The sequence below is a fragment of the Brevibacterium sp. Z349TD_9 genome, assembly GCF_056173565.1.
Genome location: NZ_CM149680.1, coordinates 1017471 through 1036285, shown reverse-complemented (window position 1 = coordinate 1036285; position 18815 = coordinate 1017471). Strand labels below are relative to the sequence as shown.

Below are 18815 nucleotides of genomic sequence, written 5' to 3'. Positions count from 1 at the left end.
ACGGAGAGGGAGGCACAGTGGATTCGTCACCACTCGATTCGGGTCGGTCGTCCCGTGCGCGCGGACTCCTCTGCCGCCATGGCCAGTCGAGCGGCGACGATTCCCGCCGATGGCGGAGTGAGCGAGTCCGTTTCCCCTCGCACCATGGCGAGGAAGTGCCTGATCTCACCACGGAATGTCGCCGCGAAGCGATCCATGAAGTCTTCGTACGTGGTCACCGAGGGTGCTGTGCCGGATTCGAGAGGTTCAACCGGTGTATGGTCATCGACACCAGCGGAGAACGCCGCGTCGCTGCCGTAGACCGATGTGGCGACGTCCTGTCCTGACGCCACATTGCGCCCGCCGCTGACAAGCGCCTGGCTTCCTGAGGCGAACGTGATCACCGCCGATGCGGTGTCGAAATCGTCGCAATCTGAGTAGACCTCGGCATCGAGGACGCCCCCGGTGGCGTAGACGGACACAGGCCGGTCGTCGAGAAGCCAGGGAATGGTGTCGAAGTCATGGATGAGGAGGTCACGCCATATGCCCCCTGAATGCGGGATGTAGTCGGGATCAACGTGTCGGTGGTCATGGTTTACGGCGTGAATCAGGCGGATCGGGCCCATGGAGCCGCTGCGGATGCGCTGCCGCAGCCTCTGATGACCCTCGTCGTATCGCCGGTGGAACGCGACCATGATCGGCACTCCGTGCGACTCGAGCTGTTCAGACAGCTGGGGGATCTCAGCCAGGTCGAGACTCAGAGGCTTCTCGACGAGGCAGGGTACGCCATGCTCGACGGCATACCGAGTCAGGTCCGGATGCGTACCGGTCGAGGTCGAGATGATCACTCCGTCAAGACCATCGGCCCACGCGTCTGACAGCGTCCGCATGGAGATCTTCGGTTCCGCTTCGACCTCGCTTTCAGCCGAGAGCGAGACGGTGAGCGACTTCCGCGTTGCGTCGAGCCGGTCCACGCTGCGGCCGATGAGCACCAGCTCAGCGTCGGGGGCTTCCAGGACGACGTTGCGCGCGTGGAGCTGTCCGATCCGACCGAGTCCGACAACCCCGATGCGCATGCTCATCGGACTTCCCTCACGATCGATCGAAGATAGTCAAGGCTCTCCCGCGCCTGCGTCATCGGCCCGTCGCCCGCTTCTGGGTCGGCAACGACGACGGTGTCCTGTTCGAGAGTGAACCACCCGTCGAAGCCGGCTTTGACCAGAGTGGTCACGATCGCACGAATGTCGATATCTCCTTGGCCCAGCGGCCTGTACATTCCACCGACGACCGCGTCGTAGTATGTCGAGTCCCCGGCGCGCACCTGTCGGGCGTGGGAGAGCGAGACGTCCTTGAGGTGAACGTGGGAGATCCGTTCGGCATGGTCCTTGACGAAGGCCAGCGGGTCGATGCCCCCAATGAACATGTGTCCGGTGTCGAAGCAGATGTCGACGGCGCTGCCGTTGAGGACGTGATCGACATCGTCCGCAGTCTCCACCATCGTCCCTACGTGAGGATGAAGTGCAACCCTGACGCCATCTGCGGCCGCTCGCGAGACGATTCTGTCGATGTTTGCGCACAGGGTCTGCCACCCGTCGTCATCAAGGGGCGGCCTGACGTGATCGTAGCCGTCGATTCCGGTGGCCGCCGCGAGGACGAGGGTATCCGCTCCGGCAGCGACGAACGAACGCAGTTCCGCTTCGATCTGCGGGAGAGGATCAACCTCCGGGTCGTGGATGACTGCCGGGACGAAGCCTCCGACCGAACGCATGGAATGACGATTCAGGAGCTCTGCTCTGGTCTCGGGATCGACTGGCAGGAAGCCCTCCGGCCCGAACTCAGTGGCGTCGAATCCGAGCTCCTGCATCTCCGTGAGCACCCTGTCGGGCGCGAGTTGATAGCCCCACCCGGGGACCTCGCAGACTCCCCAGGAGATCGGGGCAGCTGCAATCCTGACATCGGCCATCATCGGACTCCGTTCTGTGTGAGGGGACCGCCGAAGCTGAGGTCGGCGGCGTTGACCACTGCAGTTGGACGTCCACCCTCGAGCACGTTCCTCACTGCCTGTGCCGCAGCGACGAAGGTCGCGCGACTCGATTTTGTCGTCAACCCCATGACATGTGGGGTGAGCACCGTTCGGGGATGCTGGTAGAGGGGATGCGGTCGGGGCGGCTCCGGGTCGAACGAGTCCAAGCCGACTCCGGCGAGTCTCCCCGATTCGAGACCCTCCAGCGCCGCGTCTTCGTCCACGAGTCCGCCGCGGCTGGTGTTGACGAGAATCGTGCCCGGCTTCATCTGTTCGATCATTCGGGCATTGACCATGTGCCGAGTGCTCTCGGTCAATGGCACATGCAGGGAGATGACATCGGAGCCCCGAACGATCTCCTCGAACGTGTCCACACGATTGGCGGAAGGAACCTCGGCGATCGGATCGTAGATGCGCACGGTCATTCCGAAAGCCTCGGCGAGTGCCTTCACGCGCTTCCCGATATTCCCGAAGCCGACAAGACCCAGGCTCGCCCCATCGAGATCACCGACGGGCACCTCCGTGCGGGCCGACCATTGGTCGGAGCGCACAAGGTCGGTCAGCTGCCCGAGCGACTTCACCAGATGGAGGATGTGGGCGAGCGCTCCCTCAGCGACGGCGGTGGAGTTCACACCCGGCGTCACGGCTACCGGGATGCCCCTGTGACTGGCGGCAGCGATATCGATGTCGTCGACCCCGACCCCGGTGCGGGCGATGACTCTGAGTTCGGGCATGTCATCGAGTTCGGCTGGCCCCACCCTGACTGCGGCCCGGACGATGGCTCCTGCAGCTCGCCGGAGTTCGGCATCGTCGGGGGTCGGAACGAATCGCACTCCCGGTCCGAGCACGGGTGCGACAACATCGCTCGGGACCGGCCCCAGGCCGACGACGGTCATCGTCTCAGTCATGGGTCACCGCCGTCTCCGAAGCTGCCCATCCCTGCTTCACGGCCGCCGAGGTACCTTCGACCTGCTCGACAGACTGCCAGTTCTCGTCGGCGATAGCTTGCTCAGCTGCGTAGACGACCCTATTGGCCGCCAACGCGTCATGGACGTCGGCATGTGCGGAATCTGCTCCGATATGGGCAAGCAGAAACTTCTTCGCCTCGATGACCTTGAGATCGTCGTAGCCCATCGAGGTGCCGGCCCCGGGCTGAAATTTCGAGAAGTCTCCGAATTCTGGGCCGGCCATGATCCGCGTGAAGCCGACATGGGGTCCGCGATATCCCAGAGCCAGTTCGAGCTCGTTCATCCTCTCGAAGTTCCACCGCAGAGAACCCTCAGTCCCGTAGACCTCGAAAGAGTACTCAGCACGAGGTCCGACGCTCACGCGTGACGCTTCGAGGGTGCCGACGGCTCCTGCGCCCTGGGCATCGGGGCCGAACTGCACGAGCAGTCCCGCGTAATCCTCGTTCTCCACGGGGGCCATCTCCCCACCTTCGACGACGGAGAAATGCGTGCCGCTGCCCATTTCGAGTTTGGGCCGTTCGGCGTAGGCGGTGTTCGACACCCCTGTGACTCGGTCGATGGGACCGACGACGTAGTGAGCGAGATCGGTCAAGTGACCGAGCAGGTCGCCGAGCACGCCCGAACCGGCGAGTCTGCGCACGAAACGCCATGACAGTGCACCGTTGGGTTCAGAAGAGTAGTCGGCGAAGAATGCTCCCCGTACATTGATGATCCGACCGAGCTGACCTTCGGCGATGATCCGACGGGCATATTCGATGGCAGGAGCATTGCGATAATTGAAGCCGACGGCGGTGACGATGCCCGCATCGTCTGCGGCCTGCGCCACCGTTTCCGTCTCTTCGGCGGACCGCCCCACCGGCTTCTCGATCCACAGGGACTTGTCTGCTCTGGCGACAGCTGTGCCGATCTCCTCGTGTAGGAAGTTCGGTGCACAGACGGAGACAACGTCGACGTCGGGATGTTCCAGGACCTCGTGATAATCCGTTGTGGCGGACTCATAGCCGAGCACATCGACGGCGTAGTCGGCGCGGTCCCGGTTTGTGTCGGCGGCGATGACGAGGCGCGGCCTGATGCCGAGTTCGGGGTAGACGACCGAAAGACTGGAGTAGGCGCGGCTGTGGAGCTGACCCATCCAGCCGACGCTGATGAGTCCGACGCCGATTTCGTGCTGTGGAGTGTTCATGGTGCTCAAGGCAGTTCCTTAGGTAGCAGAGTGAGGTTGACGTAGGTGCGGCTCAGGGTCTCAACACTGAGACGAGGTTCTGAGCTGCGGCGGCCAGGAGAGTGGAATCCGAGCCCACCGGCAGGAAGCTGAATCCCTGATCTGCTCGCATGGCAGCCGCGTCGGCATCGGCGCAGAGGATTCCTGCGGCAGTGCCATGTCGTCGCGCGGCGGTCACGACGGCCGACAGCGCCTCCTGGAACTCGGGTGCGTCGAAGTCCAAGGGAACTCCCAGGGCGTAGGAGAGATCGAGCGGACCGACGAAGACCACGTCGACGTCCGGATGCGCGGCGATCGCGTCGACATCGGCGAGTGCCCCGACGGTTTCGATTTGGACGATGGTGAGGACATCGCCGTTCGCCGCCGACAACGCTTCTCGGTCCATTCCCCAACGGACCGACCGGTTGTACGTGGCCACTCCCCTATCTCCTGTGGGCGGATAGTGCAGGTGCGGGATGATCGCTTCGACCTCCTCGGCAGAGTCGACTCGGGGAAGCATGACACCTGCGGCTCCGGCATCGAGGACCCGACCGATCCTGATTCGGTCAGGCGTCTCGACACGAACCAGCACTGGAGTGCCGTAGGCTCCTGCCGTGCTCACGGCATCGCCGACAGATCGTTCGTCTCCGCCCCCGTGCTCGAGATCGATGAGCACCCAGTCGAGCCCTGACGCCGCCAGCACTTCCACGGCCATAGCCGATCCCAAGCCTGCAAAGGATCCCAAAGTCGTCTCCCCCTTGCGGATGCGGCCGGCGAGTGCTCCCTGATCGAGTGGTGTCCGGAACGTGCTCACACGTGCCATCGCTGCTTCTCCAATCCCTGTTCGTAGTCGGCTCGGAGTTCATGCACTCCTGCCTGTTCGGCGACTTCGGCGGGAGCGACGTCCCAGAACACTTCCGACCCGGGCAGATCAACCAGGGGAATCGTCGGAACGACGATGGCGACAGGACCGCGTGCCGAACGGGTCCGTTCGAGGACATCGCGCACCTCATCTGAGGTCTCGACTCTGTAGGTCTGAGCGCCGAGGCCTTCGGCGATCTCCCGCAGGTCGATGCGGAGGTAATCTCCGGACAGTCTGCGGTCCTCATCGTTGCGGTATCGGAAGTCGTTGCCGAACTGCTCGCCGAACTTCATCATCTGCAGGCGCCTGATCACCTGGAATCCGTGGTTTTCGGAGATCACGTAGGTGATGTCGAGGCGTTCCTGGGCAGCCGTGAGGATCTCCGTGGGGTTCATGAGGAACGTGCCGTCGCCGATGAAGACCGTGACCCGCCCGGTACTCTGCGGATCAGCGAGGCGGACACCGATGCCGGCTGGGATCTCGTATCCCATGCAGGAGAATCCGAATTCCAGGTGACAATGGCGATCATCCGTGGCGTCCCAGACTTTGAGGAGGTCACCGGGCGGACCTCCGGCTGCGGCGATGATGGTGTCTCCGGGACGGGCGTGGTCCTGAAGAAGACCGATTAGCTGGCCCTGGGTGATTACGGCGTCCGTGTCGGGAATGTTGAGGTGGGCGTGCTCAGCTGCGTCCTTGTCGAACTGCGTGTCGGGGTCGAGGGCGGCCTGGCGGATCGGAGCCCACCGCTCCTTGTGTGCAGCGATCTCGTCTGCCCACGACCCGCTGACCCGATAGCCGCCTAGGGATTCTGCGAGCGCATCGATGCCGAGGCGGGCATCTGCCACGACGGCGGCAGCACCCTGCTTGATCGCGTCGAGTTCTGCGATGTTGATCGACGCGAAGCGCACTTCGGGGTTCGCGAACATCGTCTGCGATCCCGTTGCGAAGTCAGTCAGTCGGGTGCCCACGCTGATAATGAGATCGGACTCCGCGACGAGCCGATTCGTTGCAGGGTTCCCCTCCAGTCCGATCCCGCCGAGCGCCCACGGTGCCGCCCTCTGCACGGCTCCCTTGCCGCCGAACGTCTCCGCAACAGGGATTCCCGTCGCGTCGGAGAATCGGGCCAGAGCTGTCTGCGCCTGCGAGTAGAGAACCCCTCCCCCAGCGATGATGAGCGGCTTGGTCGAGGAGGCGACGAGTCCTGCGACTGCTGCGATGTCAGTTGGCTGAGGGATGGTGCGTCGGATCTCCCAATCCCGGGGAGAGAACATCTCCAACGGGTAGTCGAAGGCGTGGGATTGGACGTCTTGAGGCAATGAGAGAACGACGGCGCCGGTCTCGACAGGGTTGGCGAGCACACGGAATGCCTTGGGCAATGCGGTGACGAGCTGTTCGGGACGTGTGATGCGGTCGAAGAATGTCGACACCGGCCGAAACGCGTCGTTGACGCTCAAGCTGGGATCCTGCGGGTTCTCGAGCTCCTGAAGCACGGGCCCCTGTCGTCTGGTGGCGTAGGTGTCTCCGGGGAGCAGAAGCAGCGGCAGTCGATTGACTGTCGCGGTCGCGGCGGCTGTCACAAGATTCATAGCGCCCGGGCCGATTGAGGCAGTGACCGCCAATGTCTGAAGGCGACTGCTGGCTTTCGCGAGGGCAGTGCCGGCGTGGCCGAGCGCCTGCTCGTTGCGTCCCTGGATGAACGGCATGTCGTCGGCGTACTGGGCGAATGCCTGACTGAATCCGGCGACATTGCCGTGTCCGAAGATTCCGGCGGCCGCGGGAATGAAGCGCTGTCGATGCTCATCGAGCACAGAATGCTGATTGATGAGGTAGCGGACGACGGCCTGAGCAACGGTCAGTCGCACTGTCGGTTCGTTCTTCATTGGTGCTCCCTGTTGACTCGAATGGTGCTGGGTGATCGGCATGGATTCGCTGTTCGATGGGTCGGGCTACGACCGCCACGGCCGACCGTGGAGGACGACAGTCTTCGCCTCCGTCATCTCTTCGACTGCGGCCCGCGGTCCCTCTTTGCCGATTCCGCTGGCTTTGAGTCCCCCGTATGGCATGAGATCCGCTCGCCAGAGAGGCGTCCAGTTGATGTGGATGCTTCCGGCGTCGACGTCGCGCATGTATCGGATGGCGGCGTCGATGTCATTGGTGAAGATGCCGGCGGATAGGCCGTACTCGGTCGTGTTCGCCAGAGCGATCGCAGTCGCCGTATCAGGTGCATCGGTCACGGCCACAGCGGGTCCGAAGATCTCCTCCTGCGCGAAACGCGAGTGGGGATCGACTCCGCTGACGATCGCCGGCTCGACAATGGCTCCCGATCGATCGCCGCCGAGTTCCAAGGACGCGCCGTCTTCAACGGCGCGCAGAATGGACTCATGGACGCGCGTCGCTTCGCGTTCGGAGATCAGTGTTCCGACTGTTGTCTCAGCCGCGCTCGGATCACCGGTGCGATGTTGAGCGACCTCGGCGCGGAGGGCGTCGAGGAAATCGCCGTGCACCGCTTCGTGGACGATGACACGTTGGACCGAGATGCAGACTTGGCCTGCATTCGTGTAGCCGCCGGCGGCGACGGCCGCGGCAGCGAGCGGGATATCCGCATCCGGCAGAACTACGACAGGGGCCGACGAACCCAGCTCGAGCGAGAGCTTCTTCACCCCGGCCACTTCCGCAATATGGCGGCCGATTGCAGTGGATCCCGTGAAGGATACCTTCCTGATCCGCTGGTCCGAAGAAAGCCTGTCGCCGATTTCTCCCCCGGGTCCGGTGAGCACTGAGAGCACTCCTTCCGGAAGTCCCGCATCGACGAAACACTCGGCCAGGGCCAGTGCCGTGAGCGGTGTCGTACTGGCCGGTTTGAGGATGACGGCGTTGCCTGCAGCCAGCGCCGGGGCGATCTTGTGATTGACGAGCAAGGCGGGGTAGTTGAAAGGCGTGATCGCAGCGACGATGCCGACGGGCTGTCGCAGAGTGAAGCCGACCTTGTCGAGCCCGGTTCCGGGATTGGCATCGAGCGGAAGGCTCTCGCCGTAGAGCTGGGTGCCCTCGAACGCGGCCAGTCGGATGATCGATCCCGAACGGCTGGCTTCCCCCTGCGCCTCCTTGAGCGTCTTGCCGTTCTCTGCCGACAGCGTCTGTGCGATCTCCTCGGCTCGTTCGTCGGCCAGGTCCGCAGCGCGCATGAGAATCGAGAAGCGTTCGTGCGCAGGAGTGGCCCGCCACGTCTCAGCCCCGACGACCGCAGCTTCGACAGCCGCATTGACATCGTCGGCGCCGGCGATCGAACACTGCCCCACGACACGGTGATCGTAAGGCGAGACGACGTCGCGCATCGCCCCCGGCCCACTGCCGCGCTGCCACCGTCCACCGATGAGCAACTCATGACGCACCATCGCGTACTCCAAACTTCCAGCTCGATTGCATTCCCTCCACTTTGAACCGGTCCAATTCGTTTGCAAGAAGTTCCGCAAGGCACTTTTGGACCGGTCCAATACGGAGACAATGCGAACTTAGTGTGACCCGCCTCATGCTGTCAACCCCCTAGCGCGGATCCGATTTCGCGCTGTCGCGGATCGCCCGTCCATCAGGCGGAGATCCTGCGTGTGTGATGATGTTGTCATGGCGAACACGGGGGCAGATTCTGCGTCGGGTCAGCGGTCACGGCCCACAATCCGCGATGTCGCCGCGCGCGCCGGAGTCTCCAAATCACTGGTCTCACTCGCTTTCACCGATCCACAGAAGGTCGGTCCTCAGCGCCGGGAACTCATCCTCGAAGCCGCTCAGGCTCTCGGCTACGAGCCGAACTTCCTGGCTCGTTCGTTGGCCAGGGACTCCGCGCCCTTCGTCGGAATCCTCGTCGTCAATCTGCGCAACCCGATCTTTGCCGAGATCGCCGAGGCAGTCCGTCAAGAGCTAGATCTCAACGGCGAATACGGGCTGATCACCAGCGCCGCGATCACCGACTCGGATGACCTTCCGAACAGCTACGGTCGCATCGATCCGCGGGTTGTTCGCATGCTGCAGGATCTGCGCCCGAAGGCACTCATCGTCGTCGGAACGGTGCCGGAAGAGGAGGCGATGTTCCGCGGAATACCAACGGTGTACGCAAGTGCAGCACCCAGGCCGAACACCGAACACTCCTCTGTGCGCATGGACGACGCTAAAGGCATGGAGCTCGCCGTCGACCATCTCGTCTCACTGGGCCATACGAGAATCGGATTCATCGGCGGTCGAGGCGGAGCGGTCTCCGCCGGACGAGCCCGGGCTTTCATCACAGAGATGGAATCCCGCGGATTGCAAGCAGTGGTCGAGCCGGCGGGCTTTTCGGAAGCTGAGGGCTATCGCGCGGCAAATGACCTTCTCAGCCGGGACCGGCGGCCCAGCGCCGTCGTCTGCGTCAACGACATTTCAGCGATCGGAGTTCTCGCTGCTGCCGATGATGCAGGCGTGGTCGTACCGGACGAACTCGCCGTCGTCGGGTTCGACAACATCCCACTTGCCGACCTCAATCGCATCTCATTGACTTCGGTGGACCCGCAGAACCGAGAGATCGGTCGCTTGTCGGCCCTTGCCGTGCTCGAACTTCTCGGAGCACAAGGAACTCCGCCGTCTGAATCACTCATCACTCCCGACCTCGTGATTCGGGGTTCGACGCTAGCCCACCGGCCGCAGGAAGCCCCGCCGTCCGATTGACACCGCTGAGCAGACAGTGATCCCAGCCATCAGTCCTGGTGTCGAGCCACATCGGCGGCGAGCACCCCCGGCCACTCAGCGAGGTCGGCCGGTGTCCGGGCGATGATGAGCTCGGAGTGCGGAAGCACGGCGTGGAGCGCCTCGGCCGTGGAGAGCGGATGGGCGGGGTCATCGGCCCACGCGAGGATCGTCGTGCGCGTCTCCACCCCGGCGAGCGCCTCGGTGGCGGGCAGGTCGCTGGCCGCGGCCCCGCGGAGCACTGCGGGCAGGAGACGTTCGGGAACCTGCGGAGTGGTCTCCGGTGCGTCGGCGAGCGCAGGGGGTCGGACGGCGCTCGCCCCGACGGCCAGGTACTCGGCGAAGCCGCCGCCGGCGACGAGGTCGGCCGCTTCGAGGTAGACCTCGGCCTGCGCCGGACGCGTCTGCCAGGCCGTGGGCGGGACGACGAGGGTGAGACCGGAGAAGCGCCGCGGGTCGGCCACCGCGGCGTGGAGGAGGGTGGCGGCGCCCATCGACGGGCCGACGCCGTGAACCGTCTCCCCGGGGAAGTGGAGGCCGAGAAGCGTGAGGAGGTCGACGGCCAGACGGGACCAGCGATAGTCGATGGCCGCGCTCCGGCCGGTCGATTCCCCGTGGCCGCGCGCGTCATAGCGCAGCAGACGGGTGCCGCTGAGACCGACGCCGAGGTCGAGGTGGAGCACGCGGTCGCGAGCTCGCGACGACGTCAGACCGTGGAGTTGGACGACAGCTCGTCCGCCCTCGTCGCTGAGCTCGGCGGCGATGTCGGCACCGTCGACGGCATGTCTCGACATCACGGACCAGACCTCCCCACCTGCGGCTCCCTGCCGTGGCTCTCACGTTAGAGTAGCGACATGCGTTTGACCAACGTGTCTCACCTCAACCTCCCGTTCGGCCGCCTCTACGGCTACGACGTCGTGACCGGGCCGCTCGGACGCAGGCGCCCGATCTCGTTCGACCAGCAGCGGCATGTGGCCGCCGGAGCGCGCCCCGGATCGTGGATGGCGCTCTCGCTGCGCCTGCCCGGCGATGTCGACCGCGATGCTCTCGCCGTCGCCTGGTGGGCGGTCATGCAGCGGCACGGCACCCTGCGCACGGCGTTCTTCACCGATGACGACAACGAGGTGGGTCTGGCCGAGGTCGAGCTCCTCTCAGGGCGCTGGCGTGAGCATGCGATCGCCCAGGGCGAGGCCGTCAACAGCGCCCTGCGCAGCGTCCTCGATGAGGCGTGCACCCCGTTCGCCCGGCCCTCCCACCGCCTCTGCGTGCTCGAGACCGCGGCCGGGTCGACCGTCATCATCGGGGCCGATCATGCGCACGTCGACATGTGGTCGATGCTCGTCATCGCCCGCGATCTCCTCTCCGCGCTCTCGGCGATCGCCGTCGGCGAGGACCCCGATCTCGGTCCTGCCCCGGCGTTCTACGAGCACACCCTGGCCCTGTCCGAACCGGGACCCCCGCCGGAGCGGGTGAGCTCCCGGTGGCGGGAGATCCTCGAGGCCGGTGGTGGCTTCATGCCCCGCTTCCCGCTCCCCCTGGGCGACTCGACCGCGCACCTCGAGCGGGTCGTCGTCCGCGATGTCTTCGACGTCCACTCCTCGGCGGCGTTCTCCGCCGAGGCCCGGGCCGAGGGTGTCTCGACGCTGACCTTGGCGCTCTCGGCGATGGCGGAGATCACCCGCGAGGTCGGCGGAGGCCCGCTGCGCGCGGTCTTCCCCGTCCACAGCCGGTATGAGGAGCGCTGGAACGACGCCGTCGGCTGGTTCATCACGAACTCGGTCCTCGAGATCACCGACCCGGCCCCGCGGGCGAGCGCGGCAGCGGTGCGGGAGGCCATCGACCTCGGCTCCCATCCCCTCGCCGAGGTCCTCGCACCGTGGGGCGGCATGCCCGAGGCCCCGGGGATGTTCGCGATCTCCTGGCTCGACCTGCGCAGGCTGCCGGTGCGCATCGACTCGACGGGACTCGACGCCCAGTACGTGGGCGCGACGATCCGAACCGACGGGGTGATGCTGTGGTTCATCCTCGACGAGAACGGCCTCCACCTGCGCTGCCGGTACCCCGATTCCGAGCAGGCCCGTGCCAACGTCGGCGGGTGGCTCGATGCGCTCGTCGCCCGGATGCAGGACATCGCCGCGACCTCCTCAGGCGACGCCCTGCGCGTGGCCGGCGAGGAGTTCCGCGTCTCACGGGCCCGCCGCGGTGACGTGCCCGCGATCCTCACTCTCCTGGACGGCGATGCTCCCGGCGCCGAGGTGCTCGACCGGCTCCATGCCGCGATCACTCGGGATCGCGCCCACTATCTCGCCGTCGTCCGCGATGAGCGCGCCGAGGTCGCCGGGACGATGCAGCTGACGTTCGTGCCGGGGTTCTCCCACGGCGGGGCGCTGCGACTGGAGATCGCCGGGTTCCGCGCCCGTTCGTACGGGCTCGGGGAGGCGATGCTCGCGTGGGCGCATGAGCAGGGCCGCAACCGCGGAGCCGATGTCGCGCAGATGACGACGGAGGTCGATTCGGAGCTCGTCACCGCCCTCGGCTACACGCCCGAGCAGGGCCGGTTCGTTCGCCGGCTGGCCGGTGACGACGATGGGTGACTCCGATCCTCGCCGAGGCGGTCCCCGGCTCCTGACCTCAGCCGACGGTTCGCGGTCGGTCAGGACACTGACGACACGGCCCGGGCGCTCCTCGCGCACTCGGCTCGAATCCCTGGCGACGCGGCTGTCGATCATCGCGTTCGTCGTCGTCGCGGTCGGAGTGGGCGTCTCGATCCGCGGTGAGACCATTCCGCTCGGCGGGGAGGACTCCCTCGGCGCGCTGACGGGATGGTGGACGGCGCTGACGGCGGGACTGGGATTCGGCCTGTCGTATCTCCTCGCCGGCCGGCGGAAGGAGCTGGCGTGGCGACGACGGCTGCCGCTGGTCAAACGCGCCCTCGATCTCCTCGCCCTCACCTCGGCGGTGGCGCTCGTCGCCAACATCGCGATGCACGCGATCTTCCAGGTCTTCCAGCTCGGCTTCCTCGGCCTCGAAGTCGACTGGCTCGGCGGGGCCGCCCTGGCCGGGGCGGCCGCCTCGGTGATGACGTACTTCGCCGTGGTCATCGGCGATGACGTGACGAGCGTGGTCGTCGTCGGTCTCGTCGTCACCGGGCTGTTCATGGGCACGCTGGCGTCGATGATCCAGTCCCCGGAGGCGACGTGGTGGCAGTTCCACTTCTCGCGGCTGGGCAACGACACCGGCGTCAACGGGTATCAGTTCAACGTCTCGCTGCTCATCACCGGTCTGCTGCTGACGACGCTGGCGAACTTCATCGGCCGCGACATCGACCTCGGGCTGCGGCACCGCGGCATCCGGGAGCCCGGGCGCGTGACCGTGCTGACGTGGGAGTTCGCGGCGATCGGGATCTGCATGATCGTCGTCGGGATGGTGCCCGACGCCGTGAACTTCCCCGTGCACGTCAGCGCGGGGGCGGGGATGGTCGCGGCCTTCGTCGCGTTCTTCCTCACCCTGCTCCGGATGGTCCCCGGTCTCCCCCGCGACTTCACGGCGACGTCGTTCACGGTCATCGCCGCGATCGCGGTGGCCATCGCGCTGTGGGTGCCGCTGGGCTACTACAACCTCACAGGCATGGAGACGATGGCTGCCGGAGTGCTCTTCGCGTGGCTCTTCCTGCTCGCGCGGATGACGCGCGCATATGCGGAGCCGCCGGTGACGGCTTAGACTCACGCCGCGCATTCAACCTCTCGCCGCTCGTTCAACTCTTGCCGTGATCGTCACTGCTTCGGCGACTCACCGGCCGCTCATTCAACACTTGGCATGAATATGTCGCCTTCGGGGTCCAGTTTTTAGCGCCAACTGTTGATCGAGCCTGTTGCGTATCGGGGAAGCTCGAAGCAGGGGCATGAAAGAGCCCCTCACCCGGATCATCATCACAGGTGAGGAACCAATGGACTCCATCGATGTTGCTGGAATGGACGACTCTATTCGGGGACAGCACCGAAAGTGAACGCAGTATCGCCATCGTTCGCGTCGGATCCAGACAAGCGGATGAGATCCGTCTTCCTCGGCGTGTCCAACGATGTGAACGGTTCGCCTTCGAGTTCGACGAACAGTTCTACGCGGCGCCCTCTCTCGTTGTTGCTGATCCAGTCGAGGACTTCGTGGAGATCTCTGGCATCTGCGAGCACAAACGCTTCGAGGTTCCACGCTTCTGTCCCGGACCGCTCCCAGAAGTTGACGCGGTAGGTCGGCGAGTCATCAATGCACGCCCCTTCAGAATGAACAGTTTCGTCTGCTCTCATCTCATTCCGTTTCATTCGACTGGTGCGAAGGTGACGGTGATCTCTTCGCTTACATCATTGGTAGCAGATTGTGGGTTGCCCATCTTCCCACAAGCCACTCAAGCGCGGGGTGCTCTTCGCGTGGCTCTTCCTGCTCGCGCGCATGACGCGCGCATATGCGGAGCCACCGGTGACACCTTAGACTCGCTGACGGGCTCGGCAGACTCGCGCACGTGGCCGAGGCCGCCTGCCTGAACCGCCCGTCCTCACTCCTGGAGCGCACTGTGCCAGATTGGCTCGTCATCGTCCTCTCGGTCATCGCGGGACTGCTCGTGCTCTGGATCGCCCTCATCGTCACCCTGTGGGTCCAGCAGCGGCGCCTCGGCAGGACCGTGAATTGGCGGGAGATCGTGCGGCTCGTCCCCGACGTCGTCCGCCTCATCAGGCGTCTGGCCGCGGATCCGCAGACACCGACCGGCACACGGTGGATGCTCGGCGGGCTGCTCGCCTACCTGCTGCTGCCGATCGACCTGGTCCCCGACTTCATCCCGGTGCTCGGGTACGCCGATGATGCGATCTCCGTCGTTCTCGTCCTGCGCTTCGCGATCCGCCATGCGGGCATGGAGAGTATCGAGAAGCACTGGCCCGGCACCGAGGCGGGCCTGCAGAGCCTGCTCACGCTGACGAACGCGAAACTGCAGAGGTAGGCGGGCGTCCGGGTTAGCGATCGGGTGAGCGAACAGCCACGCGAACGGACGAAGTCGCGTGTGAACGGACGGCCGGGCCGCACTCCGCACCGGTATCCCGCCGCTCGTTCAACACTTGGCGTGTTCATCACCGCTCCGGCGACGCCGCGGCCGCTCATTCAACAGTTGGCGTGAAAATCGCGCCTTTGGGGACGACATTTTCACGCGAACTGTTGATCGAGGGGCCGCCCTGTCGATCGAGGGCCGCCCGGGACGCCGGCCCGCTCCCCCGCTCGGCGGTGGCCGAGAATTGAAAACGCCCCCCACCCGGAACAATCTCCCAGGTGAGGGGCTTATCGAGTAGCGCGGGGGAGGCTCGATCTCCCGACCTCACGATTATGAGTCGTGCGCTCTAACCAGCTGAGCTACCGCGCCTCGAATCAAGCGCCGCGGTTTTCACGCGGCACGAGAGCCCCGAAAGGGAATCGAACCCTTGACCTTCTCCTTACCATGGAGATGCTCTGCCGACTGAGCTATCGGGGCAACAGGTAAGAATTTACACGGGTTTGCGCGACCGGAGCAAATCCGTCCCCGGTGACCTCACTCACAGGCAGCTTCGCCCACGCCCGTCCCCGGCTCGCGCCGGAACCGCAGTACCATCGGGGCCGCCGCTCGAACCCGCTCGGACGCCTACTTCACAGGGTCGAACCGACCCGCGAGGAACCCCTGGAGCCGGCCCGGATGGTTCGTGATGATCCCGTCGACCTCGGCGTCGAGGAGTTCCCGCCACTCGTTCATCTCATCGGCCGTCCACACGAACACCCCGAGGTCGTTGTCCCGGATCTCCTTGACGATCGACTTCCGCAGCGAGAATCCCCTGAACGACGGATTGATCGCCACCGCACCGAGGCTGCGGGCCGTGGCGATGTCCTCGGGCCGGGGCACCATGCGCAGGAGGAACCGGGTGACCATCGGCAGCAGGTCCCGGCATGTGGCCAGCGTGTCGGTGTTGAACGCCTGGACGACCATGCGATCGGCGGTGCCGGTCTCGACGACGAGTTCGGAGATCCTCGCCACCGCCCCCGGCGACCACTCCCCCTTGAGCTCGAGGAGGAGTTCGCCGCCTCGGTGCTGGATGTCGCGCATCACCGCCGCGAGCGTCGGGATCCGGATGCCCATGAACCCCGGCCCCATCCACGAACCCGCGTCGACGAACGAGAGCTCCTCAGCCGTGAGCTTGACGACCGGGCCCTTGCGGTTCGTCGTCCGGTCGAGGTCGGGGTCATGGAGGATGACCGGGACCCCGTCGGCACTCGTCGAGGCGTCGACCTCGATGAAGTCGACGTCGAGCGCCCTCGCCGCATCGACGGCGGCCAGACTGTTCTCGGGAACGACGGCCGAATATCCGCGGTGGGCGATGACGAGCGGGCGCGTGCCGGAGCCGGGTCGCTCGGTGATGCCCCGCTCGCGCAGGAACTGGAGAAAGCTCATGCCTCCACCCTAATTCCAAAGCAGTCATGCCACGCACGCGAATCGGAGAACATCGCCGGTCTTGCATTCTGGATACTCAGTGCTCTATCCCCGCCGCCCAGGAGTAACGTACGCTTCTGAGAATCGGTGAACATCTCGGAATCCGGGATGGCGATTCTCCGATCCGACACCGCACCACCGCAGTCCGCAACCGCTCCACCACCCTGTCGCTTGACGAAAGGTTCGCCATGGAGGCCATCTTCGCCGCCACGATCCTCCTCGCCTTCATCGCCCTCGGCGAGTTGGTCTCGATCTGGTCGAAGGCCCGCATTCCCAGCCTGCTCGTCGCGATGCTCGGCGTCTTCATCTTCGCGAAGATCGGCATCGTGCCCGAATCCGTCGTCGACGACTCGATGCTCGTCCAGATCTACACGATCCTCGTCGCCCCGCTGCTCTTCCACATGGGCACGCTCATCCCCCTGCGCATCATGCTCAAGCAGTGGCGTTCGGTCATCATCGCGGTCTCCGGCATGCTCGTCGCCGTCCTCCTCATCCTCGCGATCGTCGCGCCGCTCTTCGGCTTCGAGACATTCGTCGCCGGGTCCGGCCCGCTGGCCGGCGGCATCGTCGCCACGAGCCTGACGACCGAGGGCCTGACCGCCGCGGGCGCCGCCTCGTCGATCATCGTCCTCCCGGCGCTCGTCCTCATGCTCCAGTCGCTGCCGTCGATGCCGCTGACGAACTTCCTCCTGCGCCGGTATGCGACGAAGCTGCGCGACAGCGGCGAACTCCACGAGATGGCGCTGGCCCACCACGAGGAGGAACAGGAGGCGGCGACGAAGAAGAAGCTCATCACCCTGCCGTCCTACCTCGTCGACAATCAGCTGTTCATGCTCTTCCTCATCCTCGTCGGCGGTTCCCTGGCCACCCTGCTCGCGATTCCCACGCAGATCCCGTCGTCGATCCTCGCACTCATCCTCGGCATCCTCGCCACCGCGATCGGGCTGTCCCCGGACAGAGCGATGGAGCGCTCGAACTCGTTCGGCATCGCGATGGCCGGTGTCATCGCGATCGTCATGGCCCCGCTCGTCACCGCGTCCGTCGAGGACGTCCTCCGCGCCTTCCTGCCGACCGTGACGATCCTCGTCGTCGGCGGCGCCGGCATCGTCATCGGCGGGTTCATCGCGACGAAGCTGCTGCGCTGGCGGGCGCCGCTGGGCATGTCCGTGGCCCTGACGGCGATGTACGGCTTCCCCGCCGACTACCTGCTCACCAATGAGGTCGCCCGGTCGATCGCCCGCGACGACGATGAGAAGGAAGCCCTCCTCAACGTCATGCTCCCGCCGATGCTCGTCGGCGGATTCACCTCGGTGAGCGCCGGATCCGTCGTCATCGCCAGCGTCCTTGTGGGTCTGCTGTGAGAGATCTCCTCGCCGAGGCGACCGCCCTCCTTCCCGACCTCACCGCGCTGCGGCGCGACCTCCACGCCCACCCCGAGGTCGGTCTCGACCTGCCGCGGACGCAGGCCGCGGTGCTCGAGGCGATCGCCGACCTCGACGTCGAGGTGACGACGGGGACGGGAACCACCTCGGTGGTCGCCGTCCTCCGAGGCACCCACCCGGACCGCGGCGCCGACGCACCCGCGGTCCTGCTGCGCGGGGACATGGACGCCCTGCCGCTCACCGAGGCGACCGCCGAGCCGTTCGCGTCGACGAACGGGGCGATGCACGCATGCGGTCACGACCTTCACACCGCCGGTCTCGTCGGAGCGCTGCGCCTGCTCGCGGCACACCGCGACGAGCTCAGAGGCGATGTCGTCGCGATGTTCCAGCCCGGCGAGGAGGGGTTCAACGGGGCGTCGGTGATGATCGACGAGGGCGTGCTCGACGCGGCCGGGTCACGGGCGATCGCCGCCTTCGGCGTGCACGTCAACACCAGTGAGCGCGGGATCGTCTCGACGAAGCCGGGGACCCTGCAGGCCGGGTCGAGCGTCCTGCAGGTCACGGTGCACGGTCGCGGCGGGCACGGTTCGCAGCCGACCCAGGCCGTCGATCCGGTGCCGGCGCTCGCGGAGATCGTCACCGGCCTGCAGACCATGGTCACCCGGCGCGTCGACCTCTTCGATCCCGTCGTGCTCACGGTCACGCAGCTGAGCGGCAGCGAGGCGGTCAACATCATCCCGGAGCAGGCATCGCTGGGGGCGACGGTGCGCACGCTCTCGCAGGCCTCGCTGGAGACCGTACGGGATCAGGCGACGCAGCTGGCCACGGGCATTGCGGCCGCCCACGGGTGCACCGCCGAGGTGGACTTCGAGGTCCAGTATCCCGTCACCGTCAACGACGCCGCCGAGACCGCGTGGGCTGTCGACCGGCTGCGCGACCTCCTCGGCGACGATCGGGTGCAGGTGGTGGCGCAGCCGATCATGGCGAGTGAGGACTTCTCCTTCGTCCTCGCCGAGGTGCCCGGGACGTACATGATGCTCGGTGCCGGGCGCACCGATGTGCCGGCGGAGCAGCAGGGCGACAACCACTCCCCGTTCGTCATCTTCGACGACACGGTGCTCACCGAGCAGGCCGCGATCCTCAGCCACCTCGCGATCACGCGGTTGGCCTAGGGTCTGGTCTCCGGCGCCC

Annotated in this window: 16 protein-coding genes and 2 tRNA genes; 6 read left to right on the top strand and 12 right to left on the bottom strand. The window is 65.8% G+C overall.

The window, feature by feature from the left end:
• Window positions 1-26: 26 nt before the first annotated feature.
• The 7 genes from AC0VYB_RS04600 to AC0VYB_RS04570 all read right to left on the bottom strand — a co-directional run bounded on the left by AC0VYB_RS04600 (window position 27) and on the right by AC0VYB_RS04570 (window position 8527).
• A complete protein-coding gene (locus tag AC0VYB_RS04600) occupies window positions 27-1055 on the bottom strand; it encodes a Gfo/Idh/MocA family protein (protein ID WP_250786260.1) in 1029 nt (342 codons plus the stop codon).
• A gap of 2 nt (window positions 1056-1057) precedes the next feature.
• Complete coding sequence (locus AC0VYB_RS04595; RefSeq protein ID WP_311200335.1) at window positions 1058-1945, bottom strand: TIM barrel protein; 888 nt, start codon at window positions 1943-1945, stop codon at window positions 1058-1060.
• Window positions 1942-2910 carry an NAD(P)-dependent oxidoreductase gene (locus AC0VYB_RS04590; protein WP_140955522.1) on the bottom strand — a complete coding sequence of 323 codons (969 nt, stop codon included), beginning with the start codon at window positions 2908-2910 and terminating at the stop codon, window positions 1942-1944. The genes AC0VYB_RS04595 and AC0VYB_RS04590 overlap by 4 nt, the downstream gene beginning before the upstream one ends.
• A complete protein-coding gene (locus AC0VYB_RS04585) occupies window positions 2903-4153 on the bottom strand; it encodes a Gfo/Idh/MocA family protein (protein WP_475385059.1) in 1251 nt (416 codons plus the stop codon). The genes AC0VYB_RS04590 and AC0VYB_RS04585 overlap by 8 nt, the downstream gene beginning before the upstream one ends.
• A 52-nt stretch (window positions 4154-4205) precedes the next feature.
• The gene (locus AC0VYB_RS04580) at window positions 4206-4994 is read right to left on the bottom strand and encodes an HpcH/HpaI aldolase family protein (RefSeq protein WP_140955521.1); all 789 of its coding nucleotides are present in this window, start codon (window positions 4992-4994) and stop codon (window positions 4206-4208) included.
• Window positions 4982-6913, bottom strand: coding sequence for a 3D-(3,5/4)-trihydroxycyclohexane-1,2-dione acylhydrolase (decyclizing) (iolD, locus tag AC0VYB_RS04575; RefSeq protein WP_140955520.1), 1932 nt, complete (start codon window positions 6911-6913; stop codon window positions 4982-4984). Before iolD ends, AC0VYB_RS04580 begins: the two co-directional genes overlap by 13 nt.
• Window positions 6914-6979: 66 nt before the next feature.
• The gene (locus tag AC0VYB_RS04570) at window positions 6980-8527 is read right to left on the bottom strand and encodes an aldehyde dehydrogenase family protein (protein WP_250786242.1); all 1548 of its coding nucleotides are present in this window, start codon (window positions 8525-8527) and stop codon (window positions 6980-6982) included.
• A 127-nt stretch (window positions 8528-8654) separates the two neighbouring features.
• Between AC0VYB_RS04570 and AC0VYB_RS04565 the strand changes: the two genes are divergently transcribed.
• The gene (locus AC0VYB_RS04565) at window positions 8655-9728 is read left to right on the top strand and encodes a LacI family DNA-binding transcriptional regulator (protein ID WP_475385058.1); all 1074 of its coding nucleotides are present in this window, start codon (window positions 8655-8657) and stop codon (window positions 9726-9728) included.
• 29 nt (window positions 9729-9757) lie between these two features.
• On the opposite strand, the gene AC0VYB_RS04560 is transcribed toward AC0VYB_RS04565, so the two are convergent.
• Window positions 9758-10540: an alpha/beta fold hydrolase gene (locus AC0VYB_RS04560; RefSeq protein WP_140955518.1), complete on the bottom strand. Its 783-nt coding sequence runs from the start codon at window positions 10538-10540 to the stop codon at window positions 9758-9760.
• 60 nt (window positions 10541-10600) lie between these two features.
• Here AC0VYB_RS04560 and AC0VYB_RS04555 point away from each other — a divergent pair, with 60 nt between their 5' ends.
• Entirely contained in the window at window positions 10601-12340 is a 1740-nt protein-coding gene (locus tag AC0VYB_RS04555; protein ID WP_137825455.1) for a condensation domain-containing protein, read from the top strand.
• Window positions 12333-13466 carry a DUF998 domain-containing protein gene (locus AC0VYB_RS04550; protein WP_137825454.1) on the top strand — a complete coding sequence of 378 codons (1134 nt, stop codon included), beginning with the start codon at window positions 12333-12335 and terminating at the stop codon, window positions 13464-13466. Before AC0VYB_RS04555 ends, AC0VYB_RS04550 begins: the two co-directional genes overlap by 8 nt.
• 260 nt (window positions 13467-13726) lie before the next feature.
• Here AC0VYB_RS04550 and AC0VYB_RS04545 read toward each other — a convergent pair whose 3' ends face one another.
• A complete protein-coding gene (locus AC0VYB_RS04545; protein WP_232623869.1) occupies window positions 13727-14047 on the bottom strand; it encodes a hypothetical protein in 321 nt (106 codons plus the stop codon).
• 263 nt (window positions 14048-14310) lie between these two features.
• Here AC0VYB_RS04545 and AC0VYB_RS04540 point away from each other — a divergent pair, with 263 nt between their 5' ends.
• Window positions 14311-14733, top strand: coding sequence for a YkvA family protein (locus AC0VYB_RS04540; RefSeq protein ID WP_137825453.1), 423 nt, complete (start codon window positions 14311-14313; stop codon window positions 14731-14733).
• Window positions 14734-15073: 340 nt separating this feature from the next.
• On the opposite strand, the gene AC0VYB_RS04535 is transcribed toward AC0VYB_RS04540, so the two are convergent.
• The 3 genes from AC0VYB_RS04535 to AC0VYB_RS04525 all read right to left on the bottom strand — a co-directional run bounded on the left by AC0VYB_RS04535 (window position 15074) and on the right by AC0VYB_RS04525 (window position 16203).
• Window positions 15074-15147: transfer RNA gene (locus AC0VYB_RS04535), tRNA-Met, on the bottom strand.
• A 35-nt stretch (window positions 15148-15182) separates the two neighbouring features.
• Window positions 15183-15255 (bottom strand) — tRNA-Thr (locus AC0VYB_RS04530).
• 147 nt (window positions 15256-15402) lie between these two features.
• Window positions 15403-16203 (bottom strand): glycerophosphodiester phosphodiesterase, encoded by an 801-nt coding sequence (locus AC0VYB_RS04525; RefSeq protein WP_137825452.1) that lies wholly within the window; start codon window positions 16201-16203, stop codon window positions 15403-15405.
• 227 nt (window positions 16204-16430) lie between these two features.
• Here AC0VYB_RS04525 and AC0VYB_RS04520 point away from each other — a divergent pair, with 227 nt between their 5' ends.
• Window positions 16431-17603, top strand: coding sequence for a hypothetical protein (locus AC0VYB_RS04520; protein WP_137825451.1), 1173 nt, complete (start codon window positions 16431-16433; stop codon window positions 17601-17603).
• Window positions 17600-18796, top strand: a complete 1197-nt coding sequence (locus AC0VYB_RS04515) for a M20 metallopeptidase family protein (RefSeq protein WP_259800756.1) — start codon at window positions 17600-17602, stop codon at window positions 18794-18796. Before AC0VYB_RS04520 ends, AC0VYB_RS04515 begins: the two co-directional genes overlap by 4 nt.
• Window positions 18797-18815 lie beyond the last annotated feature (19 nt).